This is a genomic window from Hymenobacter segetis (genome assembly GCF_054776495.1).
Window position 1 is genome coordinate 582,917 of sequence record NZ_BAAHBV010000003.1, and the last position, 26,844, is coordinate 609,760.

General features: G+C 61.7%; 11 protein-coding genes. 3 read left to right on the plus strand and 8 right to left on the minus strand.

Going from position 1 to position 26,844, the window contains the following annotated elements:
• Nucleotides 1–107: 107 nt before the first annotated feature.
• Nucleotides 108–3,458, plus strand: coding sequence for a DUF7948 domain-containing protein (locus ACYU70_RS19375; protein ID WP_342300446.1), 3,351 nt, complete (start codon nucleotides 108–110; stop codon nucleotides 3,456–3,458).
• 10 nt (nucleotides 3,459–3,468) lie between these two features.
• Here ACYU70_RS19375 and ACYU70_RS19380 read toward each other — a convergent pair whose 3' ends face one another.
• The 5 genes from ACYU70_RS19380 to ACYU70_RS19400 all read right to left on the minus strand — a co-directional run bounded on the left by ACYU70_RS19380 (nucleotide 3,469) and on the right by ACYU70_RS19400 (nucleotide 14,725).
• Nucleotides 3,469–4,734 (minus strand): lipopolysaccharide biosynthesis protein, encoded by a 1,266-nt coding sequence (locus ACYU70_RS19380; RefSeq protein ID WP_342300444.1) that lies wholly within the window; start codon nucleotides 4,732–4,734, stop codon nucleotides 3,469–3,471.
• An 86-nt stretch (nucleotides 4,735–4,820) separates the two neighbouring features.
• Nucleotides 4,821–6,074 (minus strand): glycosyltransferase, encoded by a 1,254-nt coding sequence (locus ACYU70_RS19385; RefSeq protein ID WP_342300443.1) that lies wholly within the window; start codon nucleotides 6,072–6,074, stop codon nucleotides 4,821–4,823.
• Between the two features lie 125 nt (nucleotides 6,075–6,199).
• Nucleotides 6,200–9,658: a TonB-dependent receptor gene (locus tag ACYU70_RS19390; protein ID WP_342300441.1), complete on the minus strand. Its 3,459-nt coding sequence runs from the start codon at nucleotides 9,656–9,658 to the stop codon at nucleotides 6,200–6,202.
• Between the two features lie 309 nt (nucleotides 9,659–9,967).
• The gene (locus ACYU70_RS19395) at nucleotides 9,968–11,707 is read right to left on the minus strand and encodes a T9SS type A sorting domain-containing protein (protein ID WP_342300440.1); all 1,740 of its coding nucleotides are present in this window, start codon (nucleotides 11,705–11,707) and stop codon (nucleotides 9,968–9,970) included.
• 135 nt (nucleotides 11,708–11,842) lie between these two features.
• Complete coding sequence (locus tag ACYU70_RS19400) at nucleotides 11,843–14,725, minus strand: TonB-dependent receptor (protein WP_460616081.1); 2,883 nt, start codon at nucleotides 14,723–14,725, stop codon at nucleotides 11,843–11,845.
• 260 nt (nucleotides 14,726–14,985) lie between these two features.
• Here ACYU70_RS19400 and ACYU70_RS19405 point away from each other — a divergent pair, with 260 nt between their 5' ends.
• Both ACYU70_RS19405 and ACYU70_RS19410 read left to right on the plus strand, forming a co-directional pair.
• Nucleotides 14,986–15,885, plus strand: a complete 900-nt coding sequence (locus ACYU70_RS19405; RefSeq protein ID WP_342299300.1) for a YicC/YloC family endoribonuclease — start codon at nucleotides 14,986–14,988, stop codon at nucleotides 15,883–15,885.
• Nucleotides 15,886–16,241: 356 nt separating this feature from the next.
• The gene (locus tag ACYU70_RS19410; RefSeq protein WP_198069415.1) at nucleotides 16,242–16,778 is read left to right on the plus strand and encodes a hypothetical protein; all 537 of its coding nucleotides are present in this window, start codon (nucleotides 16,242–16,244) and stop codon (nucleotides 16,776–16,778) included.
• A gap of 54 nt (nucleotides 16,779–16,832) precedes the next feature.
• Here ACYU70_RS19410 and ACYU70_RS19415 read toward each other — a convergent pair whose 3' ends face one another.
• The 3 genes from ACYU70_RS19415 to sov form a co-directional block, all read right to left on the minus strand.
• Complete coding sequence (locus ACYU70_RS19415; RefSeq protein WP_342299299.1) at nucleotides 16,833–18,656, minus strand: VanZ family protein; 1,824 nt, start codon at nucleotides 18,654–18,656, stop codon at nucleotides 16,833–16,835.
• A gap of 32 nt (nucleotides 18,657–18,688) precedes the next feature.
• Nucleotides 18,689–19,069 carry a glycine cleavage system protein GcvH gene (gcvH, locus tag ACYU70_RS19420; protein ID WP_342299298.1) on the minus strand — a complete coding sequence of 127 codons (381 nt, stop codon included), beginning with the start codon at nucleotides 19,067–19,069 and terminating at the stop codon, nucleotides 18,689–18,691.
• Nucleotides 19,070–19,223: 154 nt separating this feature from the next.
• On the minus strand, nucleotides 19,224–26,651 hold the full coding sequence (gene sov, locus ACYU70_RS19425; protein WP_342299296.1) for a T9SS outer membrane translocon Sov/SprA: 7,428 nt from the start codon (nucleotides 26,649–26,651) through the stop codon (nucleotides 19,224–19,226).
• Between the last annotated feature and the right edge of the window lie 193 nt (nucleotides 26,652–26,844).

Consider the following 26,844-nt stretch of genomic DNA (forward strand, 5'->3'; position numbering starts at 1 on the left):
TATGAGCAAGCATTTGGTGCGTATAAGCAGATATTTGATGCGTACGAACAAGCAGTTAGCACGTACGAGCAGTTATCAACCAACACCCCGTTTTTCAATTAGGGCGTATGAAGCAATTGCTACTCTTGGGGCTGGGGCTGCTGGCGGGCTTCAGCAGCTTTGCTCAGGCAACTGGATACGATGAGCACACGGCGCACACGCTCGAATTCATCGAAAACAAAGGCCAGTGGGATGCCCACGCCCGCTACGCCGCTGCCTTACCCGGCGGCCGCCTCTTCGCCGAAGCCGACGGCCTGACCTTCGCCCTGCTGGCCGATGACGGCCGGGCGCACCACGGCCGGCATGTCCCCGGCGATGTGCCCGCCGCCAGCCGGGCCGTGCGCGGCCACGCCCTCACCCTGCACTTCGAAAACGCCGCCCCCACCCTGCTCACGGCCGAAACCCTCACCGCCGAACACCGCAGCTACTTCCTCGGGGCCGACCCCAGCCACTGGGCCGCCGACGTGCGCAGCTACCGCGAGCTGCGCTACAACGAGCTGTGGCCCGGCATCGGGGCGCGGGTGTACGAAAGCGCCGACCAGCACCTGGAGTACGATTTCACACTGGCTCCGGGAGCCAACCCCACTGCCATAGCCCTGCGGCACGACGGCGCCGACGCCCTGACCCTGGACGGCGAGGGCAACCTCGTGGTGAAAACCAGCGTGGGCAACCTCACCGAGCGCGCCCCGCAGGCCTGGCAAACCGATGCCGCCGGCCAGCGCCACGCCGTGCCCTGCCGCTACGTGCTGGCGGAGCGCACCGCGCACTTTGCCCTGGGCCACTACGATGCTTCCCGCCCACTCACAATCGACCCGGTGGTGGTGTTTGCCTCTTACACCGGGGCCACTTCCGACAACTGGGGCTTCACGGCGACTTATGATGCGCAGGGCAACCTCTACTCGGGTGGCATCACCTTTGGGGCCGGCTACCCGGCCAGCCCGGGCGCGTTCCAAACCACGTTTGCGCAGCTCATTGACATTGCCATCATCAAGTACAACACCCACGTGAGCGGGCCGGCGGCGCGGGTGTGGGCCACCTACCTGGGTGGCAACGGCCCGGATTTTCCGCATAGCCTGGTGGTGAATAATCAGGGCGAGCTGCTGGTGCTGGGCTCCACGGGCTCCAGCAACTACCCCACCACGGCCGGGTCGGTTCAGCGCATTTTCGGCGGCGGCACGGCGGCGCAGCCGTTTGGCAATTTCGCCGCGCCCTACGACCTGCCCACCGGCTCCGACCTCATCATCACCCGCCTGAACGCCGATGCCACGGCCCTGGTGGGCTCTACCTATCTGGGCGGCACCGGCAACGACGGCGTGCTGCCGTTGTATCCCAACCTCTACCCTTCCAGCTCCGCCAAGCAGCTGGTGCACAATTACGGCGACCCTTTTCGGGGCGATATCCTGGTGGATGCGGCCGATAACGTGTACATCGCCTCGCACACGGCTTCGGCCGATTTTCCGGTGACGCGGGGCCTCGGCCTCACCTACCGGGGCGGCAGCTCCGATGGCGTGGTGTGCAAGCTCACGCCCGCCCTCACGGCCCTCACCTGGGCCAGCTACCTGGGCGGCCGGGGGGCCGATGCCGCGTATTCCATCCAGCTGGAGCCAACCACCGGCGATGTGTACGTGGCGGGCGGCACCACCAGCAACAACTTTCCGGCCACGACCGGGGCTTACCGCACCACCCCGTACGGCGATGTGGAAGGCTTTGCGGTGCGCATCGCGGCCAATGGTACCAGCCTGCTGCGGGCCACCTACGTGGGCACCACCGACTACGACCAGGCGTATTTTCTGCAGCTGGGCACCGATGGCGGGGTGTACCTGCTGGGCCAGACGCTGGGCCAGTTCCCGACCACGCCCGGCCTGTTCCACACGGCCAACGGCACGCAGTTTATTCAAAAGCTCGATGCCAACCTAGGCCAGAGCCTACTCACCACGTCCTTCGGCAGCCTCGATTCCGTCAATATAGGCCGGGTCAGCCTCAGCCCCACGGCCTTCCTCGTCGACCGCTGCGACCGGGTGTACGTGTGCGGCTGGGGCGGCATGGTGAACGGCCGCTACCTGCCCGATTTCCCGGCCGCCAACCATTACCAGGAAGGCAACGGCAGCACCACCGGCCTGCCCCTGACGGCCGATGCGCTGCAACGCAACACCGATGGCAACGACTTCTACTTGGCCCAGTTTTCGGCCGGCCTCACGGCCCTCACCTACGGCACCTACTACGGCCACGTGGACCCCAATGCCGAAGGCGAGCACGTGGACGGCGGCACTTCGCGCTTCGACCCGCGCGGCGTTGTTTATCAAGCGGTTTGCTCGTGCTTTTCCTACACGGGCTTTCCCATTCCGCCCGAAGCGAATACGTATTCAACCACCAACAACAGCGGGACGCTGGGCGGGCCGGCCGGCTGCAACAACGCGGCGTTTGTGCTCAACTTCCAGCCCAATATTGCCAACGCCGGCCCGGCGCAGGCGCTGTGCGTCACGGCGGGCCCGGTGCCGCTGGTGGGCAGCCCAGCCGGCGGCACGTTCACAGGGCCGGGCGTAACGGGCAGTGTGGCCACAGGCTTCGTTTTCACACCCACGCCTGCTTTGGTGGGCGTGAACACCGTGACTTATACGGTACTGAGCACCGGCCTGTGTACGACCTCCGACACCCGCCGCATCACCGTGCTGGCCCCACTCACGGCCGGGGCCGATACCGTGCTATGTGCTGGCAGCACGGCAACGGTCCGACTTAGCGGCACGCCGGCAGGCGGCACGTTTAGCGGGCCGGGGGTGGCGGGCAGTGTGGCTTCGGGCTTCAATTTCACGCTGCCGGCCGGGTTCACGGGCACCGCTACGCTGACTTACACCGTCACGAATACTACCTGCTCGGGGGCCAGCACGGCTACCCGGCGCATATCGGTAGCGCCCGTACCGCTGGTGCAGGCCAGCTGGCAGCCCGTGGCCTGCCCCGAAAATCGCCAAGTCCCGCTCACGCTGCGCTTCACGCTCATTAGCTCCAGTAATTCCTCAACGCCCACCGTGGTCTGGGAATTTGGCGATGGCACGCAGTCGACCGAAGTTAGCCCCGTGCATACCTACACCACGCCCGGCAGCTACCAGCCCCGCGTGCGGCTGCGCTACAACCTCGACCGCTGCGAGACCACCACGACCACGCCACTGGTAGAGGTCAAAGAGCGCAAACCCGTGCCCAACATCATTACCCCCAATGGCGACAGCCAGAACCAGACCTTCCAGCTTGGTCCCGGCTGTGCGCCCCGCCTTCAGGTGTTTTCGCGCTGGGGCCAGAAGATATTCGAGTCTGCCGCTTACCACGACGAATGGAACGCCGACGGCCAGCCCAACGGCATCTACTACTATTTAGCCTCTTATCCCGATGGGCAGCAGCTGAAAGGCTGGGTGGAAGTGCGGCGGTAGTCAACCGCAATTAAGAGCTCGAAGCCACGCGCTGCCATAGCCAGCGCACATCGGCCCAGCCCGGCAGAATATCCGTCCACGTCGCCTCAATAGCCCGGCGGTAGCGCCCCACCAAGTACAGCACCCCGGCCGCGTAGGAAGCCGACATGCTCAGCGCCGCGCCCACGATGCCCAGCTGCGGCACCAGCAGCAAACACGCGGGCACCGTCACGGCCAAGCCCAGCAGCGTAGCGCGGTTGTTGATGCCGTATTGACCCGTACCGGCGAAGTACGTGCTGGCCTGCATTCCGGCGCCATTGATGAAAATGCCCGGGGCCAGCGCCATAATGACCCCGTGCGCCGCCCCAAATTCCGGCCCGAAAATGGCCACCAGCCAACCGGCCGGCACGGCGGCCAGCACCAGCACGGCCCCTGCCGTGGCCAGCAGCGTGAGCCGGCTGCCACGCAAGGCCGCGTGGGTTTGCTCGCGCTTGTCGGGCGCATTCACCAGCGCCACATACTGGATGAGGGCCGTGCTGCGCGGAATCAGCCAGATGGCCTCGGCCAGTGCCACGCCCACCGAGAGAATGCCCAGCGCCCGCGTATCGGCCAAGTATGCCACGGCGTAGTAGCTGAAACGGTAATTGGCGAAGGCCAGCAGGTTGGATAAATGTGCGCCCCGGCTGTGGCGGGCCAACTCCCGCGCCGCCGCCCGGCGTCGAATGCGGCGGCTACCCCAGGCATCGGGCAGGCGCAGCAGCAGCGCCGTGCTGATGAGCCACGTTAGGCCGTAGGCCAGGTAGTTGGCGTAGTAATAGGCATCAATGGAAAGCCAGCGCAACGGCCCGAACGCCACCGCCAGCGCCACGGCCAGCAGCCCGGCCTGCGTGGTGGTGAGCACGTTATACATGCGCTCCCGCTGCCGGCCCAGCAGCAAAAAGACGTTGATAGACAGCAGCACCTGCACCAGCGCCACCGCCCCGAGGTGCAACACGTAGGCCACGCCCACCGGCCGCAGCAGGCCCACGATGGCCGCCCCGCCCAGGCTCACCAGCGCGCCCCAGCCGTAGGCGGGCAGCAGCAGCAGCCACACGTTGCGGCGCGGCACCAGGTATATCAAGGACGAGCCGCCCACCAGCCCCGCCAGCAGCGACAACCCCGCCACATCGGTGATAAACAGGCTGACTTGCCCGCGCCCCGCCGCCCCCAGATAGCGCGCCGTGAGCCACACCACCGCGAAGCTCAGCCCCGCCGTGAGCACCCGCGCCGCAAAATGCTGGAGAATGCGCTTTATCATACCAAAGAAGGAGCCGGTCGAAATGGAAGGCGCATAATGCTGTTGGGGCCGGAAAAATCAGCTTTTGTACCGATTCTGTACTCTTATTACTCGTTTAATACTTTTCGATACAATTCGCCAAACGCCTGCCCTACCGCAGCCGGGGCACACCGCGCCGTAGCATCCGCTCTTAGTTGGGTTGAGTCGAAGTGAATTTCCCCACCAATCAACTGTTTCAGAGCGTTTTCTAAAGCAATTTCATCATCAGGATTTACCAGCAGGCCGAAGGCGTTTTCGGGCTGAAAAAGCTCGGGCACGCCGCCGGTGCGGGTGGCCACTACCGGGCAGCCGCTGGCCCGCGCCTCCAGCAGCACGCAGCCGAAGGTTTCGGCGCGGCTGAAGGACACCAGCGCGGTGGCGCGGGCCATTTCGGCGGCCACGGCTTCGTGCGGCAGCTTGCCTAGGAAGGTCACGGTGCCGTCGGCCAGCAGGTTTAGCTCGGTGGCATAGGCACGCAGCAGCTGCTCATCGGGACCGTAGCCGGCAATGCGCAGCTTCAGGCCGGGCCGGGCGGCGCGCAGCCGCGCCACCACCCGCAGCACGCCGGATATGTTCTTCACCTGGTCGTGAAAAGCGGAAACGTGCAGCAATGTGGGCGGAAACGCCGCCTTGCCAGTAACTGCTGCTTCGCTAGCAACGAATGAAACATCAGTTGCTTTGATTTTGGCTGGTTTCTCAGGATGGAAAAGCTCGGTATCCACCACGTTGGCGATAACCACGGAGCGCGGGTTCACAAAGCCCAGTGCGGCCATGGCCCGCCGCAGGCCATCTGACACGGTGTGCATGGCCGCCGCGCGCCGCACCACCGCCCACGTGAGCACCCGGCGCAGCCACGAAATGCCGCCTGCCCGCTCGGGCAGATACAGTGTCCAATGCTCCGTGACGATGAACGGGATGCCGCGCACCGCCCGCAGCGCCCACGCAAATAGGCCCGTGCGCAGCAGCACGTGCACATGCACCAAATCGGGCCGCTGGCCGTCCCAGTGCCGCCGCAGCCGCCGGTAGCCGCGCAGCAGGCACCAGAAATACAGCAGCAGCTTCAGCGGCTTATCAACCAAACCCAGGCCGGTGGGCGCGGCGCGATAGTAGTAGCGCAGCGTGGGCCACGGGCCGCTGAAATCCTCCTCGGCCTCAATCAAGCCCGGCAGCGGCCCCCGCGCCACGGCCGCGAACAGCACCGCTACCTCCGCTCCGCCGTGCGCCGCGATGGCCGCCACGTGCCGCGCCACGAAGTCGCCGTCCTGGTCATCGTAGCGGTTGGGGTACCACTTGGGCAGGTGCAAAACGCGGGGCGTTTTCAAAGGGAATGCGAAAGAGGAAACGAGTTGATTAGCCTGCAAGGTACTACCTGAGCCAAGCGTCGGCGCACAAAAAAGCCGCTGCTCCCAACGGAAGCAGCGGCTTAAAAATGCACTGAGCGGGCTGACTAGAACGAGTAGCGCAGGCCCAGCTGGCCCTGCCAGCGCGAGGCCAGCTGGTCGATGGAGTAGGTGGCCGGCGTGCCATAGGTGAAGGCCGGGCGATTGAACGTAGCGGCGTTGTAGCCGCTGGCCACGGTGCCGGCGCTGTTGATGTAGCCCACTTGCGTGAGGCCGGTGCCCAAGGTCGAGTTGAAGGTATTGGGCACGAAGTACTGACGGCCCCAGTTGCTGTTCAGCAGGTTGCCGAAGTTGATGATGTCCAGCGACACCTGCAGGGTGTGGCCTTTGGGCGTGATGCCGGCGGCATCGGCGTCCAAGTTACCGAGTTTCATGTCCAGCATCAGGCGGATGTCGGCCTGGTTGTTCCAGGGGGTGCGGCCGGCGTTGCGCTCGGTGTACTGGCCGCGGCGGGTGCTCAGGTAGCTGTCGCCGTCCACGAAGCTGTTGAAGGCGGCGTTGCGGCTGGCATCGAGCAGGTAGGGGCTTTTATCATCAACGCGGCTCACGATGGCGATGTCGCCGGCCGTGGCCGGGATGTAGGCCAGCTGCACGTTGTTCTGCTGGCCGTTGCCGAAGTTGTAGTTGGTGTACGTCCAGGTGTAGGGCGAGCCGCTGGCGTAGGTGAGCACCGAGGTGAAGTAGCCGGTGAAGCGCTGGGCGAAGGTTTTGTGCAGGTTGAGGGAGGCCACCACGCGGTGGCGCAGGTCGAAGTTGGAGAAGGCCAGGGCGGGGTCGTTCACGTTCAGGGCCGGGTTCAGCTCCCAGTTGCTCTGGGGCGAGTTGCGGATGCCGTTGCTGATGTCGTAGCTCTTGCCGTAGGTGTAGGCCACCGAAGCATCCACCAGATTATTAATGGTCTGGCCCACCGAGCCGGTAAGCTGGTAGCGGTAGCCCTGAGTGGTGTTGGTCAGGAAAAAGGCGTTCGACAGGCCCGTATTTACCCGAGCGTTGCCGCCGGCCGGGGCCGAGTACACGGGCGTCTGCGTCGGGCCGTTGGCCAGGTAGGTCACGTTGTCGGTGAGGTTGATGTTCTGGAACTTCACGTCCTGCAAGGTCTTGGTGTATAGGCCTTCTACCGAGAAGCGTGTGCCCGTGGGCAGCTTGAAATCGAAAGCCAGCGACGAGCGCCACACCTTGGGCATCTTGAAGTTGTTGTCAATCAGATTGACTTCCGTGGGGCCGGCCTTCAGGTTGGTGGCGTTGTAGTTGGCGGGCGGCAACTGCGCGTAAATCAGGTTCGGGTCGGTGTTGAGGTACACGGTTTTCACGCCGGTGTTGGAGGCCGCCTGAATATTATTGTAGTCCACCGAGTTGAAATTCACGCCGTTGTTATAATAAGCGTAGCCGAACCAGGCAAACGGCACCCGGCCGGTGAAGATGCCCGAGCCGCCGCGAATCACGAACGACTGGTCACCCTTCACATCGTAGTTGAAGCCCAGACGGGGCGAAAACTGCACCTGACCCAGGTAGTTGTTGTTCAGCTCGCTCCAGGGCGTGTGTGAGTAGGTCTGGTTCAGCGTTTTGGCATCGTTCTGCGGGTTGTTCACTAGGGCCGTGTTCAGGGTGGGCTTGGTGGGCAGCGAGGCAATGTCGAAGCGGATGCCGGGTGTGATTTTTAGCTTATCGGTCACGTTCCACTCATCCTGCAGGTAGGCGCTGTAGAAGTTGATATTGAAGGCTGCCGAGGGGTTGTTGTAGTTGTAGGCATAGGAGTTGTCGCCCTGCGTGCCGTTGTTGTAAGTGCCGCGGATGCGGCTGGGCTTGTCGTTCAGGAAGTCGTTCACGTTGTTGTACTCGATACGGCCGTTCCAGGAGTTGATGAAGCCGTAATCGATGTGGTAGAACTCGTTGTGCGTGCCCAGCGTGAGGGCGTGCGAGCCCACGTAGTACGTGAAGTTGTCGGTCAGCTCGAACGTTTTCTGGCGCGTGTTGAAGATGCTGGCCTCGCGGTCGGAACCGAGCAGAATCTGGTTCGAGCCGGCGTAGTAGGTGGCGGTGCCGGGCGTGCCCACGGTGGTGCCCACGCCGTTAATCTGCACGGCCGGGAACAGGTTGCCCTGCCCGCCGATGAGGTCGCGGTAGTCGTGAATGTTGGTGTAGCCCAGAATCAGGTTGTTCGAGAACTTGCTGCTGAAGTTGCTCTTCACTTCCAGCACCGTCGAGTTCTGAATGTTGTGCTGCGTGTAGTCCTGCGAGCCGAACTTGAACAGGCTGCCCGAGCGCTCCAGGTTGGTGGCTTCGGAGGTGATGAAGTTGTGACGCAGCGCGATGCTGGTTTTCTCATCCAGGTTGAAGTCGAGGCGGCCGAAAATCTTGTTGCTGTTCGCGTGGATGTTGTAGTCGCCATAGTCGCCCACGTTGTAGCGGGCGGTGGTGGTCTGGGGCCCGGTATTGGTCGCGTTGGGAACCACGCCGCCGTTGCCGTTCGAAATCACGGTGTTGTAGTTGTTCAGCTTGTTGGTAATGGCCTGGGCCAAGTCCGCCGTCACCGGCGAGCCGGGCTGGCCGGCCCCGTAGAACTGGGGCTCCTGGCGGCGGGCAATTTCCGCGTTGGTGAAGAAAAACAGCTTGTTTTTGATGATGGGGCCGCCGATGCGGAAACCCGTCTGGTAGTCGTGGTACTCCGAGCCAATTTTGGCTTTATCGCTGTCGATGCTGCGGCCGGTCACGTTCTGGTTGCGGCCGTAGCCATACACCGAGCCCGTCACCTCGTTGGTGCCCGAGCGCGTCACGGCATTCACCGAGCCGCCCGTGAAGTTGCCCAGCTTCACATCATACGGGGCCACTTGCGCCTGAATCTCCTGAATGGCATCGAGCGAAATGGGGTTGGCGCGGGCCGAGCCGCCGGGCAGGCCGCTGGTGCCGCTCTGCCCGCCCAGCGAGGGCGAAAAGCCGATGGCGTCGTTGTTCACGGCCCCGTCCAGGGTCACGTTGTTGTAGCGGAACGAGCTGCCCGCGAACGAGCCGTTGGAGTTGCGCGGGTCGAGGCGCGTGAAGTCCGAAATGCTGCGCGAGATGGTGGGCAGCTGCTGGATGGAGGCGCCGCTCACGTTGGTGCCGGCCCCGGTTTTGGTGGCCTGGGTGTTGCCCACCACCACTACTTCGTTCAGGGCCTGGGCCTCGGCCGCCAGCACGAAGTTGAGGCGGGTGGTATTGCCCAGGGTCAGGAATACGTTGTCAATCTTCTGCTCCTTGTAACCCACGTAGGTTACCGTTACCTCATAAGGGCCGCCGGGGGCCAGGTTCGGAATGGTGAAGCGGCCGTCGGGCTCGGTGCCGGTGCCGCGCTTGGTGCCGGTGGGCATATTGGTGGCCACCACGGTCACGCCAATGAGGTCTTCGCCCTTGTCGGAAGTCACTTTTCCGCTCAGCGCGGATGTCGTTACCTGCGCCGAAGCCAGGTGTTGAATGACCAGAAAAAGCAAGCTGAAACAAGCAGCTCGCACTCCAATAACATACTTCATGATGAAGGGGGAATGTTTGAGCCACAAAGTTCCGGCGGTATCCAAGGGGGTAACATGAAGATTGATTCATGAAATTGTTATGCCTCAGACTGGTTGGTAACAATAAGGCAACAACCAAATCCACTTCCATCCCAGCAAAAAAGCCTGCCCCACGAATGGGACAGGCTCATAGCTCAAGCATAACATAGCCTTAATCAACACATATATAGTGTATTCGAATAGCCTTTGTCATTCCGACGCAGGAGGAATCTGAGGTAATCTGTTAAACGGTTTTACCCAGATTCCTCCTGCGTCGGAATGACAGCCCAACTACTTAGCGACCACGAAGCGCACCGACTGCACCATGTCGCCGGTGGTCACCGTGGCCAGGTACATGCCGGGAGCCAGCGTGGCGGGCAGCAGCAGGCGCTGCGGGCCGGCCGACAGCTTGCCGCCGTTCAGCACCACGGCCACTTCGCGGCCCATCATGTCCACCACGCGCACGGTGGCGGTGGTAGCGGTTTTCACGTCGAAGCCCAGGGTGGCGGCGGTGCCATCGGTCGGGTTGGGCGATACGGTGAGGGCTTGCAGCGGGGCGCTCACCACTTCGCGGTTGGCGAGTACCGCGCCGGGCGTATTATAGCAGGTAATTTGGGGGTTGAAGTTGGTCCAGCCGGTGGCCCAGTTGGCCTGCGCCGTGCCGGCCGGGCCAAACGCGCCGCGGAAGCTCACAACATCGAAGGTGCTGTTTACGCCGATGCCGGCGCTGGTCAGCTTAGCGCTAGTGAAGGCCGCGCCCGTGTTCAGCGCCGAAGCGGTGGGCAGGCCAAAGTTTGGCGCGCACTGCTTGTTGTTGCCGCAGGCTCCGTTAAACTGGAAGTTGTCGGCGTTCAGCCCGAGGCCGGCCACGGTGCGGGTGGTATCGTTGCTGCTGCCGATGAAAGTATTGATGTTGAAACCAGCCGTGTTGCCGGCGCTGCTGGTGACGCGGGCCACGCGGCCGGGCAGCGGGGTGTAGCCGGCAAACACGTTATTCTGCAGCTGAAGCGCGTTGCTGGCGGCATTGGCCGTCGTCAGGTTGGCCGAGTTGCTGTTCAGCACCACGCCGTAGCGGCGATTGGCAAACACAGAATTGAAAATACTTTCGGCCGAGTTGCGGCGAATCAGCGCCCCGGCGGCGGAGGCAAATGGTGCCGCGTACGTCGTCTGGTCGGGCATGATGACGGTCATGTTCGAGAACACGGCCGAGGTCTGGGGCGTGTTGGCGGTACCGGTGGCGTCGTTGTCGCTTTCGAAGCCGTTTGAGACGCCGCTGTTGGGGTAGTCGCCGCGCTGGGGGTCGCGCACGGCCACCCCAAATTGCACGCGGCCCGAGAAGCCGTTGTCGGTATCGAAGTCGTCGTCGGTGCCGGCCATCGCAATCAGGTACTTGGCGTTAACCGTGCCGCCGAACCACTCAAAGGAGTCATCACCGGAAGCCGTTACCTGAATGTGGTCGATGGTGGTGCCCGCGCCTACGCCGCCCAGCGTCAGGCCATTGATTTCGCTGTCCTGGATGAACGAAACGCCGGGAAACTCGATGCGCACATACTGCATCACGCCCGAGTTGTCCAGCGGGTCGTTGCCGCCGAAGGTGCCTACTACGCCGCCCTCAATGGTGGGGGTGCCGGGCAGGTTCTGCGGAGCGCGGCCCAGCAGAATGATGCCGCCCCAGTCCCCGGGAGCCCGCAAGCCGGCCGGCTGGTTCGAGGTGAAAACGATGGGCTGAGTAGCCGTACCGGCGGCATTGATTTTCGCCCCCTGACGGATAATGAGGGAGCCTTTATTGGTCAGGTCGCCCTTGATGATGGTGCCCGGCTCGATGGTGAGCGTGGCATTGTTATCCACGTACACGAATCCGTTCAGCAGATAAATATTATTGCGCGTCCAAGTGGTGTTGGTCGTGATGGTCTGGGCTGCTACCGTGACCACGTTGGAAGCCGTGGCCGGGCAGGCCGTCTGCGCCTGCGAGGCTAAGGGAGCGGCCAGCGAAGCCAGCGCGAGCAGAACGGGAAGTACAATTTTTTTCATGGCGAAAGCAGGATTTGGGGAGGTGATAATTGGTGAGGCAAAGGTCCGAGCGTTTCTACTGGCCGTGGTTTCTGGCACGGTTACCTTTTGGCCATCATGTGGTTAAGCCATTGTTACCCGCGCCGGGCAAGCGGGCTAGAAATGGTAAGTCACACCCAGCGTAGAGTAGACGCCGCGCTTGTAGCGGGCAAAGGATTTGCCGTCCTCCGTGCCGTTGATGGCACCGTTGCGGTCGAAGTCGTAGTACTGCCGCACCTCTTGGTTGAGCAGGTTCTGCACCCCGGCCCGAACTTCGACGTGCGAGCCGATGCCCTTGGTCACGGCCACGTCCACGGTGTGGCGCGGCAGCTCGATGATGGAAGGGTTCTGGAAGACATCGCCCACGAACGTGATGCGCGGCCCAATGACGTTGTACTGCGCCGACACCTGCCACTTGGCTTCGGTGTCCTGGTAAAACAGGCCCAGGTTCACTACGTAGGGCGACTGCCCCTGCAAGGCACGGGGCGGCAGCGCAAACTGCTTCTTGGTCACCGGGTTCCGGTTGTTGGGATTGAGCGAATCCAGCTCCACCCGGCTGTGAATCAGCGATAAATTGGCTACCAGCGAGAAGCGTTGCAGGAACGCGCTTTCCGTGAGGCCCACCAGCGACTTGCGCACTTCCAGCTCGGCCCCCACGTCGTAGGCCTGCTTGGCGTTCTGGTAGGTAAGGTAAAGCTCCGCGCTGGGCTTCGAGGACGTCACCTGCTCGATGGCGTTGGTGAAATACTTGTAGAAAACACCCACCGAAATCAGCTCCGAGCGCGTGGGGTAAAACTCGTAGCGCAGGTCGGCGTTGTAAATGCGGGCCGTCACCAGGTCTTTATTGCCTTCGATAAAGAAGTCATTGTTCACGTCGTAGTACGTGTACTGGGCAATTTCCCGGAATTCGGGGCGGTTCACCGAAATGCTGCCCCCGGCGCGCAACAGGCTGCGGTCGTTGAAGTTATAGGTCGCATTGAGAGAGGGCAGCACGAACGTGCGCTCCTCGGAATAAGGCTCGTCGGTGGTGCGGCCCGATACGAGCTTCTTGCGGTTGTACTCAACCCGCACCCCACCCGAGAGATTGAACTTGTCGGAAAACGGGAGCACGGTGCCCAGGTAGCCGGCTATCAGGCGGTTATTGCCGGTATAACGGTCTTCCGGGTTGGTGCCTTCCAGCAGGGTCAGGCCTTTCACGGGGTCCAGGTTAGCGGCGCTGAAAATGGTGCTCAACGGCTGCTCGCGGATGCTGGGGTTAATATTCCGGCCCGCCACGTAGTTGAAGTAGCGGCTGTCATAGTCCCGCTTTTTTTCCTCGGCATAGAAGCCCAGGCGCAGCTTTATCTGGTTCACACCCAGCGTGTCGCGGCCATTGAAACGGCGCTCTATCTGGCCGCTGGCCATGTAGGTATTTTCCTTCAGCGTCGAGAAAAAGCGCGCATCGGAGTTGGCCACGCCGCCATTGTTGATGGATACCTGAAACGGCACGGGGTTAGTATCGCTCAACTTGCCCGGCACCAGCTCCCGGTCCTGCTTGTTGAGGCGGTAGTCGGGCTCGTTGCGGTTCACGTAGTTGTAGCCAGTGGCCCAGGTCAGGAAGGTGCGGCGGGCGGGGCCGGCCTCGTGGCTGCCGCTCAGCTGGCCCGAGTAAATGCTCCGGCTCTGGTAGTGCAGGCTGTAATCGTTGCGCTCCCGCTCATCGGGAAAGTTCACCAAGTGCCGGTTCACCACTTCATCGGTGGCGTATTGGTTGAAAAAGTTGCGAAACTCTATCCGGTTGCGGTCGTTCAGCCGCACCTGGTAGTTGTGGATTACCCCCAGCCGCACCGCCGATATGCTGCGCGTATCCACATAATCGATGTTCAGCACGGGCTCGGCCCGCTGCCCGGCGGGCAAGAGGCTTTCCTTGGCATAGTCGTAAGCATAGCGCTGCCGGCGCGAGTCGTACTGCTCCTGCGTATTGGAATAAGAGACGGACGTGACATTGCTCACGTACACATGGCCAATCTCAAACTTCCGATTGATACCCAACGACATGCGCAAATCGGGCCGCGAGGTAATGCTCTTGGGCAGAAACTCATTGCGCAGGTCGTTCCGAATCGCGGACAGCTGCTCCGGAGTAGCCTTAATCGCCGGAGCCAGGCCCGCCAGACTGCCCGGCAGCTTCCGCTGTCCATTGTCAAAACCCAGGAAATCGGTCGGGCTGTGGTCGGTGCTCAGGTAGCCGCTATTGAAGGTATTGGTCGAGCGGTTCCAGCCCGAAATCGTGAAGGTGGTCGTATTCTCAAGCACCGAGTTTTTGGTATACACCTTCACCACGCCGCCGCCAAATTCGCCCGGCAGCTCCGGCGCGCCGCTCTTGAAAATCAACACCCTATCAATCACCGAGCTCGGCAGAATATCAAACGAGAACGAGCGGGTATCCACCTCGGCCGAGGGCGTGAGGGCATCGTTCAGCAATACGGTATTATACCGCTCGGCCAGGCCGCGAATCACGATGAAGTTGTTGTTCTGCACCGTCACGCCCGGAATGCGCTTCACCACTTCGGCCGCGTCGCGGTCTAGGGTGCGTACTATCTGGTCGTTGCTCATACCGCTCACCACCACCTCGCTTTTTTTGAGGTCCTGAATCATGGCCACTTCGGAGCCAGTCTGCTTCACGCCAGTCACTGTCACCTCGGTCAGGCTGGTGGCGCTTTCCTCCATCGTGCCGTTCAGGGTCGTGGTTTCACCGCTTTTGATGATGATGCCGGCGAAGGTGAGCGGCTTGTAGCCCACGTAGGTCATCGTGATGTTGTAGGTGCCCGCCTCCAGCGGCAGGCTGTAGCTGCCGTCCACATTCACGGGGGCCGCTAGGGTGGTGCCCGTCACCAGCACCGTGGCCCCGATTACGCCCTCACTGGTCTTTTTATCGGTCACTTTGCCGGCCAGCGTGCCCGGCTGAGCCAGGGCTAAACCACTCACAAACAACCACAAAAACCCGAGTAGATAATACCGCATACACTTCATGTTGGTTAGATGAAGCAAAATTACCGGGGCCCTATTACGGCATCGTAGCCCGCACATTGTCCTATTGTTACGGCCTGATTTCAAGGCTTCGCGGGCCGTCGGGAGCTACTACTTTTGCGGCCTTTTTTGCCTTTTTGAGGTGCGAAAAGCCCCGCAGCCCAACACCCGCCGCGAATGCCGTTCCTTTGCACCCGCAACCACTGGCCCCGGCCCGTGGCCCTGCTTCCCGCTCACCGCAATTCTTCCCTCGGATGCTCCTCTCCATGACCGGCTACGGCCAGGCCCACCGCGAAATCGACGCCTACACCGCCACCCTCGAAGTCAAGTCGCTCAACTCCAAAACCCTCGACCTGACCCTGCGCCTGCCCCGCTTCCTGCTCCCCCACGAGCTCGAAATCCGCAACACCGTGGCCAAGGCCCTGCTACGCGGCAAAGTCAACCTCAACCTCGATTTTGTGCGGCCCGCCACCACCCGCGCCGCCGCCACCCTCAACCGCGAAGCCCTGGCGGCCGCCTACCACGAGCTGCAAGCCGTGGCCGACACCCTGGGCCTGCCCACCGGCGAAGCCACCCTCCTGGCCGCCCTGCGCCTGCCGGGCGTCATCCCCAGCGCCAGCGAGGTGCGCGACGCCGAGCCCGCCGCCGAAGACGTGACCTGGGCCGAGCTCCAGCCGCTGCTGATGCAGGCGCTGGCCGCCATGCAGCAGTTCCGGCAGGACGAGGGCCACACCCTCACCACCGAAATCATGGGCTACATCGCCACCATCCGGCAGCAGCTGGCCGCCGTGGAGCAGCACGACCCCGCCCGCATCGAGCACGTGCGCCAGCGCCTGGCTGGCCACCTCGCCGAGCTCACCAGCCACGAGCAGTTCAACGCCACCCGCTTCGAGCAGGAAGTGCTGTACTACATTGAAAAGCTGGACATTGCCGAAGAGAAAGTGCGCCTCGCCGCCCACCTTGCCTACTTCGAGCAGGCCGTGCTCCAGCCCGACGAGGCCGTGGGCAAAAAGCTCGGTTTCCTGGCCCAGGAAATCGGCCGCGAAATCAACACCATCGGCTCCAAGGCTAATGATGCCACCGTGCAGCACTTGGTGGTAGGCATGAAGGAAGAGCTGGAAAAAATCAAAGAGCAGCTGAATAATATTCTTTAAGCCAGTCCTTTCTTTTTGGCTATCCGCATTGGCCTCAGCAGCTTTGTCGTTCGCCCGGTAAAAGTCCCAGTTGGCCGAAAACACATCAACCAAATTGGACTATACCACTTAATTTTGAAATATGATAGTGACCCTGGCGCTATGTGGCTGGAAAGTTGCGTAAGGTCATCATCTGAGCCACGATGCCTCCAACCGTTCGATTGCTAGGCATTTATTGTTAATTTTAAGCTCAACCCAGCCGGCATCTCAAAAAAAATGACAATATTTGTACGTTCAAAGTTGGATATCTGATTATTGTATCTAACTTGGGTTTACAAATAGGCAGTTAGTTAACCAAACCCTTATCCCCCATTAGTATGAAATCTACACTTTTACTCTGTATTCTGGGACTTTTACTAACGGCTGCGCGTCCCGCATCTGAAATTGAACTTGTCAAGAAGCGTGTGCTCAGCGAGCGGGTTGAAATCCTCATTCCCAAGGGCTTCGAGGTGATGACCGAGCAGCAGATGGACTTCGCTTACGCCAAAGCCCAGAGCCGTCCGAGCGTTATCTTCACCAATAACAACCTCATCAGCCTCGCCTTCAACTACAGCGACAACGACGCCGACCAGGACATGGTGGACGTGTATTCCGCATCGTTCGGCAAGACTTACCACAAGCAATACAAGGATGCCACCTGGTTCGGCGACGGTGTGAAAAATATCAACAACCGCAAGGTGGGCTACCTCGAATTCATGAAGCCCGAGATGGGCCACGAGGTGTACACGCTGGTTTTCTTCACCGATGTAGAGGGCAAGCTGATGATTTGCACCTTCAACTGCGCCGACCGCCAGAAGCCAGAGTGGGAGCCCATCGCCAAGCAAATCATGCTTTCGCTGAAAGCCAAAGGTTAATATCCCTGCAAATCAGTACCGTAGTCGGTGGTTGAACGCAAGTTCGGCCACCGACTATTTTTTTGCGGCGGGGGCGGCTCCTTCTTCGTTCAGGAAATCGCGCACCAGCCCGAAAGCCCCGGCAAAACCGGCCAGCGACAAAGCTTTGGGCTGGTCGTTCACGTCGTGGTAGGCCGCGCTGCCACCGCGCGTGTACATGAAAAACGCCGGCACTTTGGCTTCGGAAAATGGAAAGTGGTCGGAGTTGGCAGCACGGCCGCGAGCCCCCAGGGCGGGCAGGTAGTGGTGGGCTTCGTTGAGGGCCACTAGGCGACGATAGGGCGCTTCCAGCAGCTTGCCGTTGACGACGGTAGCGCCTTGCTCGCCGGTACCCAGCAGGTCGAGGTTGAACAGGAACTTGATGCTTTTGAGCGGCACCAGCGGGTGCGCCACGAAGTAGCTGGAACCCACCAAGCCGGCTTCCTCACCCCCGAAAAGCAGAAAGACTACAGAGTAGGCCGGGCGGTTTTCGGGTTTGGCGTAGTGGGCGGCCAGCTCTAGGAGCAGGGCCACGCCGCTGGCGTTGTCGTTGGCTCCCGGGAAGTACACGTCCTTGCCCATCATGCCGAGGTGGTCGTAGTGGGCCGAAACGATGAGGAAGGAATCGGGTCGGATGGAGCCGCGCACCACGGCGGCCAGGTTCTGGGTCTGGTAGCTGCGCTGGAGTTGGGCATCGACGCGCACGGTGCTCCACACGGTGCGGCCCTGGGGCGCGCCGGTAGCAGTATCGCCAAAAATGGCTTTATCGAGCCACATGGGCACCTTTTCGGCCAGCACTTCCACGCGGGGCTGCGCCGCTTGCTCGGCGGCCAATGAGGCGGTGAGCTTGGGCACCACGGTTATCCAGGCAGCGGCCGAGTTCAGGCGCTGGCGTAGGGCGGCGGGCAGCTTGGCCAAGCGGTTGGCATCGGCGGCGCGCAGCAGCAGCACGCGGCTGCTCCACTGCGTGCGCAGGTAGCGGGCCTGCACCGAGGCTTTAGTGAAAACCAGCGTATCGAGCAGCAGCAGGCGGCCCTTGGCAGTGCCGGTACCCGAATTGGGGGCGGCGATGCAAGCCGTACCGGCTTTCCAGCTCGTCATTTTGCCAGCGGGTCCATCGGCCTTGATGGAGGCGCTCACCCGGCCCGGAAACGTGTTTACGTCCAGCGTAAAGGGTTGCGTGTAGTTGGGAGCCAGCGGAACTAGTTTCAGCTCGCTCAGGCGTTCGCGCAGGTAGGCGGCGGCCAGGTGCTCGCCCTGCTTCACGTAGCCCCGGCCGTGCATATCGGGAGCCGCCAGGGCTTTGATGGTACGGCGGGCGCGGGCCCGAATTATCAAAGCATTCTGTGCCCGCCCGGGTAGCGGGGCGGCGCTGAGCGTGGCGGCAGCGACCAGCACCAGCCACGGCCCGCTGGCCAAGGGCCGGGCGCGGCGGCCGGATTGGCGGGCCGACCAGACGGCGGCCACGCCCACAGCCAACGCCGCGCCAATACCATCACTCAGCAAATCGGACCACTCGCCGTGGCGGCCCAGGCGCATGGTCATTTGCAGTACTTCGATGATGGCCCCGAACAGGATGCTGCCGGCCAGTACGGCCCAGCCGGCGTGGTGGGCCAACTGCGGCCAGCGGCGCTGCCGGTGCAACGAGAACCAGCTCAGCCCCGCCAAAACCAGGAACACGCCCGCATGGGCGGCTGTGTCGAACGACAGCAGCTCCCACACGGGCGTGCGCGGCATTTCATCAGAAGGGGTGAGCGTGAGAACCAGCACCACGACGGCCCACAGCAGCGGCAAAGCGGCGTAGGCGCGGCGGGAACGGGGTATGGGGGGCGTTGGCTTGGGGTTAACGAAATCAGGCATCGCGGCGCACAAGCGAAAGCCGTGCTAGTTTTTTAGGCTCCCACCAGCTCGCCGTAGGCTTCGGCGCTGAGCAGCTCGCTCAGCTCTTCGGGCTTGGCGATGGAGATTTTTACCATCCAACCATCGCCGTAGGGGTCAGAGTTCACGGTTTCGGGCGCATCGGCCAGCTTTTCGTTTACTTCCAGCACGGTGCCGGTAATGGGGCTGAACAGGTCCGAAACCGTTTTCACGGCTTCCACGGTGCCGAACACTTCGTGCTGGGCCACGTCCTTGTCGAGCGTGTCGATATCGACGTACACGATGTCGCCCAGCTCTTTCTGCGCGTGGTCGGTGATGCCCACGTAGGCAACGTCGCCTTCAACGCGAATCCATTCGTGGTCCTTGGTGTAGTGCAGGGTGGCAGGCAGGTTCATTGGGAGGGAATTATGAGTTAGGAATTATGAATTACGGGTTGGCCGAGATGAGTGACCAACGGCGGTGATACGTCAAAAGTAGAACCGGCAAACTTCTCCGTTCCATAATTCTCCATTTCCCAACTCATAATTCATAACTCGCAATCCATAATTACTACTGCGTCAGGCTGTAGCGCAGCTGAATACCGCCTTCGGTATTGGAGTTGCGGAAGGCGTTGCTGATGCGCGGCGTGGTGATGGTCTGGCTGTAGTAGAACTGCAGGTTGAGGCGGGTGTTGAGCAGATAGTCGATGGTTGGACGCAGCTGGAAGGTTTTCGAGCCGTTGGTAATCTGGCCCTGGGCGCGGCCCACCGATTCGCGTATGGTAGGCGTGGCAACATCAGGGTCTACCGAGTCGATGATGCTGCGCTGGATGGTGATGTTGTCGCGGATGCTCAGGTCGAGGCGGGCGGTGAGGTTGTTTTTCAGCACGCGCTGCTCGCCGCCCACTTTGAAGGGCAGCTTGAGGCTGTTGGTGGCGTAGCCGAAACCAATCACAAACTCCTTGGTCGACAGCTCGGTAACCTGGGCGTTGGTGATGTTCAGGGCCACGGTGCGGTTGGTGCGGTACTCGATGCGGCCGGTTACCTTGCTCACGGTCTGGAAGTTGACGCCGATGAGCGGGGCCAGCGTTTCCACGATGCTCACTTGGCCCACCACGTAGTAGGGCTGGTACTGAAGGCTGGCATTCGGCTGGAAGGGATTAGTCGGCGGGAGGCCCGGCGAGCCGAAGGTGGGCTCAGCCGAGTAGATGTTGTTGGTGGTGTAACTGCCGATGCTGTAGATGGACGAGTAGGCGTGGTTCAGCGTGAACGAGCTGAAATACTGCTTGATAAGCGGCAGCTGGGCGAAGCCGTTGTAGTCGACGCGCCAGTTGGGCAGCGGTATCATGGCGAAGGGGCTGAACTCTTTGGCCTGGTAGCCGTCCGACGAGCGGCCGTGGTAGGCATCGATGAAGCTCTGCACCAGCACGTCCTGCGAGTTGTAGCCGTAGGTGGCGCCGGGGCTTTGGTTGGCCAGGGCCAGCTTGTTGCGCACAGTGCGCCGGTTTTTGACAAACTGCTCGAAAGCCGCCGACGTTTCGCCATTGGCGCTGAGGTCGCCGAACAGGGTATTGATGGTGATAGTAGATGTCTGGAACGAACCCGAACCCAGCGTCTGGGGCACGATGGGCGCGTTGTCTATTGCCTTCAGCGTCTGCTCGTCAATGGTGCGACGGTAATAGGCATCAAGGTTCTGCACCTTTTGCTGGCGCGCATCCACCTGAATATTGAAGTCGCGGAACGGCTCCAGGGCCGTGCGCAGGGTAAAGCTCTGTGTGAGCAACGAGCTCAGCGGCGTGTTCAGGAACTCGCTTTCCCGGGTATACCAGCCGTTGCTGCTGGCCCGGTTGTAGAGGGTTTGCAGGCCCGGCTGCTCGCCCAGGATGAAGGGCAGGCCGGGAGCCGTGAAGGTTTCATCGAAGCCAAACGCTTTGGTCTTGGGCAAGTAGCCGGGCAGCAGCGTGCCGTTGGAGCGGGTGAAGGTGAAGTTGATGGAGCGGGCCGTCATCAGCGAGCGCAGCACGGCTTTCACGAAGCGCAATTTTTCGCGGGTGGTATCGGCGGCCGGCGCGGGCCGGTTGGGCGCGTTGGCTTCGCCGATGTTGGCCCGCATGGCCGCAGGCCGGCCCTGGGGCGGCGGCGCGTTGTTGATGATATTCAGGAACTTGACCTTGTTGTAGAGCTTCACCAGGTCGATTTTACCATTGGCACTGATTTCGGCATTGTTCTGAATCGTGTTGCCGATATTGACCTGGTAGCTCGACGTATCGGTGGCGCTGGTGGGGTTTTTGAGGGCGCGCTGGCCTTGGGCGGCGGCCTGCCAGCTGTAGGTGGCGGCGTAGCGGGTATCGGCACTCAGCCAGTCGGTGAGCGGGAATTTATCGAGCGGCAGCCGGTAGGTGAGCGCGGCCGTCTGGTTGAAATTGACGGTGCGGCCGCCGCGCAGCAGGTTGCGCTGGAGCTGCGTGCGGTTGCTGTCGGCCCGCGCACTCACCCCAATGGTGCGGCCGGAGCCTTCGTCAATCACGCCCCGGTTGGTGGCGGTGTAGTCGAAAATCAGGCTCTTGGTCAGGTCCCATTTCAGGTCGTAGATGCGGCTGATGAAGAAGGATTTTTGCACCACGGGCGCGATACCAGCCGTGCTGGGCACTTCGCCGGGGTTCAGCACGCGCTGCAGGAACCGCTCGTTGTAGCGCCGGTCGAGGTCGGTGCGGAACGAGAAGCGCGAGGGCAACGGGGTGAAGTTGATTTGCTGGAAAATCTTCAGGTACGGGTTGTCCAGCGCCTTGAAGTTGGCCAGCGGGGTGTAGTTCTTGGGCGTGGTCTGGTACACGTAGGCCACGGCGGCGGTGTAGGCCTTGGTGTAGTCGCGGTCGGTGCGGATGTCGGAGTGCAGGCGGTCGGTAATCGAATAGCTCAGGGCCACGTTCTCGATGTCCCAGGGCTTGGGCTTGGCGGGCAGGGCACCGGGTTTGGGCAGGGCGCGCTCCTTGCGCACGTTCAGCACCGAGATGCTGCGGCTGGTGGTCTGGTCGATGACCTTATTGCGGTACGCCGCCTGGGCCGATGCGTTGATGCTGCCGTCGGTGTTCTTGAATTTCTGGAGGCTTTGCTCCAGCTTGGTGTCGGGGTCGAGGGGGTCGTAGAGGGGCGAGCGGCTTTCGCGGCCCACCTGGAGCAGCACCGGCAGGCGCAGGTTCAGCTGCGGGGGCAGGAATTTCTCCACGGCCACGGTGGTGTTCAGGTCGCCGCGGAACACGTCGTCCACGGAGCGCTGCTGCACCTTATCCTGCAAGCCGCCGAAGCCTACGCTGGTGAAACTGCCCGTGGCCGTCACGTTGGCCACGTCGGCCAGCTTCACGTTGAGACGGGCGGTGGCGGCGTAGCCGGCCTGCTGCTCAAAGTCGAACACGCGGAACTCATCGGCCCACAGGTTCACGGTTTTTTCTGCCGTGCTGGGGTCCTTCGGGTTCAGAATGCCCAGCATCACGCCCTGCACCGCCGAAAAGTCGGGGTTGCCCAGCACCGTGATGGTCGCGCCGTTGTCCAGAGTTACCGTGAAGGGAATCTGGAGGTTGACATTGGGCTGCTGGTTGCGTTTGGCTTTGGCATCAATGAAATCCTGAAACGACACGTCGATGCGGTTTTCCACGGGCCACACGCCGTCGGCCGACTGGTCGCCGGCGGCCGTGAGCTTCAGCGGCAGCGAGTACTGGTAGTAGTTCTGGCTGTAGTCGGTGCCGATGCGCAGGAAGGCCTGCACGTCGCCGCTGAGGGTGGTGGGGTCGTCCGAATCGCCGTGCAGGAACATGCGCAGGCGCTTGTAGCGCAGCATGTTGATGGTGATGTTCTTGTAGGCGGCTTTGGCGTAGCCGTCGCGCAGGTTCACCACGGCCAGGCGCAGGCTCTGCTCGTTTTGCAGGCGCGAGGTGCTGCTGCTGCCATACTCCTTGTCGCGCAGAATGCCGGGCGGCGACACGTAGGGAATCTTACCCGTAACGCCCACAGCCACGCCGTTTTCCTCCACGCTCACCGTCGAGATGTTGAAAGCGTCGGCATCGGTGAGGCTGGGGTTAGGCAAGGTGTTGCCCTGGCGCGAATCCACGATGGGGTACAGAAAGCGGCGCCACTGGTTGGCCACAAACTGCGGCTGCACCAGGCGCAGCACCACGGGTTGCGACCAGCCCGTCATGTACATGCGCAGGAAGCGGATGGACTTGAAGCCGAAGTCCTTGCCGCCGTTGCCCTGTACCTTGTAGCCTTCGCGAATCGGAATGCGGAACAGGTACCAGTTCACCTCCTCACCGTTCACGTTGTTCTTCACGTTGTCGATGATGTAGTTCGAGCCCACGTTCAGGTTGCCCGGCCGCAACGACATCTTGTACTCGTAGTAGCGCTCCACGTCCTGCACCACGTTGTCGCGGTTCAGGTCTTCTTTGTCGGGGAAAGCGGTGGAGCTGAGCTGGCTGTTTTCGGGCGAGTTGCCGTCGTAGCCGTCATAGTTCTTGTAGCGCCCCAGTATTTTGGTGTTGTTCTGGTCGTAGCTCGGGTCGAGGTGGTGGCGGAAGTCGTCGCCCGAGGGGTCGGGCAGCGTGCCGTACACCGGGGCCACCGTGCCCAGCGCGGACGGGTAGTTGCTGAAATAATTCTTCTCGTTGTCGTCGCTCAGCCCGTCGAGGCCCACGTCCTGGGCCGTGCGCGCGCCGGGGGCCGCGTTGAAGGCATCGGTCAGGAACTGCTGGCGCGTCACGCGGCCCCACACCGTGTTGTTGGTGTTGTCCTTCACATCCTGCGCGTCGTTGGTCACGGGCAGGCCGTTCTCGAACTCGTGCTGGTTGCCGTCCTTCAGCACGTCCTCACTCACGTTGCCCAGGTTGATAACGAAGTCGCCGCCGATGGTAGTAGGTGCGTCGTTACCGTCCTGGTCGGTGATGTTTACGCGGGCAGCCGGGGCGTTGGGGTTGGTGATTTTCAGGAAGGGGTCCATCATCCAGAACTCCATGTACTCGATGTTGGCGTTGTCAAAATCGGTATCGAAGGTGATGGCCCGGCTGACGCCGGCAAACTTGTCCTCGGGCCGCTCGCCATTCGTGAACTTCTTGCCGTTGTTGTCTATGTTGGGGTTGTAGTTGTAGGGGCCGCGTTCGCTGGGAAAATAGGCCAGGTCGAAGCTGTATTCGAAGCCGTTGCCGGTTGAGCCCAGGTCCTTGTTCGGAAACACCTCGTCGCGCTTGATGCCACGGGTATAGTGGTTCAGCAGGTCGCTGGCCCCGATGTTGCCCGGCACGCTGCTGCCGCCGGTGTAGTAGCTCTGGTCCACGGTGTACCAGGCCAGCTTGGCGCGCTGATAGTTGTAGGCCAACCCACCCACCGAGCTGTTCTTAATGGGTAGCGGCGTCGAAGCCAGCCGCCACGCCGGAATGGACGCCAGCCCGCCCAGCGTATAAGGCGTGCGGGCATTCTCAAAGTCGTCGATGTACGACACGCCATTCTCACCGTTGCCCAGCTGCGAGCGGCCCGGCAGCAGCTTGGCAAACTCCCCGCTGAAGGCAATGGTCGAAATCTCCTTCGTCGACACGAAGGGCAGCATGTCGAGGTATTTGGTCAGCACCCGGCTGTCCTTGCGAATACTGCCGTCGAGACCGATGATAGTGTTGTTGCCCGGCTCGTCGCCAATGTTCACGCGGTTGATACCCGGGGCCTGGTTTTCCAGCAAGTGCAGGGCCGTGCCGCCGATGGTCACGTCCTTGTTCAGCCGATAATCCAGACGCACGCCCAGCAGCTTGCGCGGCTGCACCTGCACCAAGGCGTTTTTCTCGAATTCTACCCGCAGTTCATTGGCCGAATTCAGATAGGCTGGGTTCAGGATTTTCACCTTGGCCTGGTCGTAGAACACTTGGTAGTCGGTGCCCTCCGTGAGCAGCGTCGAACCCGAGCGCACCCGCACCGACCCCTGCGCAATGCCAATGCCGGGCAGGTTAATCTCATCCGAAGATGCCCCGCCCTGAAAGCGCCCGCGCAGGAAAAACTTGTCCTTTTCCTGCCGCTGCTGGGCATCACTCTGGGTCTGGTTGTACAGCTCGTTGTAAACGTACTTGTCAATCAGCGGCTGCTCGCCCGCAAACTTGCTTTGCAGGAAAGAGCCGAACGGCTGCACGTTCGGGAAAATAATCTTGCCCAGCTCGGGATCAATCGTGATGCCCGGGAAGTAATCGAAGTTGCCGTCCGGAATCTTGTCGTTGTTGGAGTTAACGTGGTCGAGGTTAAGCACCTCCACCAGCGGCCGGTTGGTCACCTGGGCCCCTTCCTTCAGCGAAATCAAGTCCACGCCCGTCGCATCGTCCTTGTAGATAATTTGCAGCTGGAAGTTGTCGCGCTGCAGCTGCGAGGCGTTCAGGGGATAGATGTTTTTCATCATCAAATCCCAGGTCGGCGTGTTCAGCGTGAGCAAGTTGGGGTTGTCCGGGTTCTTGCTAGGGTCGGCAATGCCCACGCCGGGGTTGCTGGCCTTCAGCATCTTGAGGAAGATGACCTGGTCGGGCGTCACGTTGTTGTAGTCGCCCGACAGCTCGCCCACCTTGTAGGTCTTGCCGTTGTAGATGTATTCGAAGCTCACGCCCAGCACCTGGTCGGGCAGCAGGGCGGTGTTCAGGCTCAGATAGCCCAGCTGGGCATTGAAGGTGTACTCGCGGGTATCGAGCTTGCGGGCCCGCACGCGCTCAAAGTCTACGTTCTTGGTCAGGCCTTGATTGGCCGGGTTTTGCAAAAAATCGTCGACCGCAATGTTGTCGCGCGTCGCTCCGGGGCTGGTCAGCTTGGCGAACTCGCTGTTGGCTGCGTTGTTGGCCGGGGCCTGAATGGTTGGGTTGCCAATACGGTACTTCTGAGCCTGATACAGCCGAAACGGCTCCCCCAAGTCCATCAACGTCACCACGTTGCGCAGGTTTTCGGTGGTGCGGTTGTCGTTGGTCACATACACCTCCAGCCGGTTGATGGTAATCTGGCTCTGGATGGTGGGCAGGCTGCGCAGGGCTTGGTCGTACCGGTCGCGGAAGAACTGGGCCAGGAAAAAGTGCCGGTCCTTCTCGTATTGGCTGGATTTGATTTCGTACTGCCGGCTCTGGGCGCCGTTCTGGATGCGCACCTCATCGGCGGTACCGCGCACGGTGGCGGCCACAGCCGTCACGCCCAGCTTGCCAAACTGCATCTGGGTCTTGATGCCGAACAGGTTCTGCCCGCCCTGCACCAGCGAGTTGGTGAGCGGCAGGCTCACGTTGCCCAAATCCACCTTGCGGATAATGTCCGTTTCCTCGCCCGCGTAGTCGAACTTCATCTGGTTGTCGAAGTCGAACGCGGCCTTGGTGTCGTAGTTGAACACCAGCTTGAGCTTGGTGCCGATGGCCCCCGACAGGTTGACGTTGATGTTCTGCTCAAACAAAAAGTCGCCCACGCTCTGTTGGCGCAGGGTCAGGGCCGGGTTTTCGTTCTTATTAAACCGCGCCCCAAACTTGAGCGTGACCGAGCCCGCCGGCCGAATATCCACGTAGCTGCCCCCGAAAATCCGGTTGGCAATCGGCCCCATGTAAATTTTCGGAATCAGCCGCTGGGCCTGCGCTGTGCCGGGTGCCGCCGCCGGGCCCGTAATGCCGCCCTTGGCCTTCTGCCGGTAATAGTCGCTAATGGCCTGACGGCGTTGGAATTCCGTATACTGCTTGTAGCTCAGTACGCTGGGGTCGCGGTAGTCGACATCTTTGCCCACCGTCTCCTTAACGTCGAATTGTTTCAGGCTGTCGTCAACCGCAACGTTCAGTTTTACGTTCTTCGGCAAGGGCAGCACCAGCGGCGACTCGCGGCGGTGCGGCCCGAACGGGCTACCTGGCCGGTCGTGCGCCCGCACCCGGGGCCGGCGGCTCGGCTTGTACGGCCCCGTGGTATCCGCCACCGCCCGGATGGGCCGGGGCGTATCGGAGGCCAGGGCCCGGCTGGCGCGTAGCCACATGCTGGCTGCTCGCGGGCCGGCAATAGGTGCGGCCTGAGCCCACCATGCCAGCAACGACGCAACCATAACAACCGACGCGGGGAGTAATTTCTGTCCGGATTTCAAGCAGGATAGGTGGATAATGACGCCGGCCAGATGGCCCGCGTCAGGCACGGCATTTCAAATACAATAGCAAGCCAGCTGAGGCAACCCG

What these genes read in the sequence shown, in the direction of transcription:
- ACYU70_RS19375 (WP_342300446.1), top strand. Translation starts at nt 108, where the DNA reads ATGAAGCAATTGCTACTCTTGGGGCTGGGGCTGCTGGCGGGCTTCAGC.
- ACYU70_RS19380 (WP_342300444.1), bottom strand. Translation starts at nt 4,734, where the DNA reads ATGATAAAGCGCATTCTCCAGCATTTTGCGGCGCGGGTGCTCACGGCG.
- ACYU70_RS19390 (WP_342300441.1), bottom strand. Translation starts at nt 9,658, where the DNA reads ATGAAGTATGTTATTGGAGTGCGAGCTGCTTGTTTCAGCTTGCTTTTT.
- ACYU70_RS19395 (WP_342300440.1), bottom strand. Translation starts at nt 11,707, where the DNA reads ATGAAAAAAATTGTACTTCCCGTTCTGCTCGCGCTGGCTTCGCTGGCC.
- ACYU70_RS19400 (WP_460616081.1), bottom strand. Translation starts at nt 14,725, where the DNA reads ATGCGGTATTATCTACTCGGGTTTTTGTGGTTGTTTGTGAGTGGTTTA.
- ACYU70_RS19405 (WP_342299300.1), top strand. Translation starts at nt 14,986, where the DNA reads ATGCTCCTCTCCATGACCGGCTACGGCCAGGCCCACCGCGAAATCGAC.
- ACYU70_RS19410 (WP_198069415.1), top strand. Translation starts at nt 16,242, where the DNA reads ATGAAATCTACACTTTTACTCTGTATTCTGGGACTTTTACTAACGGCT.
- ACYU70_RS19415 (WP_342299299.1), bottom strand. Translation starts at nt 18,656, where the DNA reads ATGCCTGATTTCGTTAACCCCAAGCCAACGCCCCCCATACCCCGTTCC.
- gcvH (WP_342299298.1), bottom strand. Translation starts at nt 19,069, where the DNA reads ATGAACCTGCCTGCCACCCTGCACTACACCAAGGACCACGAATGGATT.
- sov (WP_342299296.1), bottom strand. Translation starts at nt 26,651, where the DNA reads ATGTGGCTACGCGCCAGCCGGGCCCTGGCCTCCGATACGCCCCGGCCC.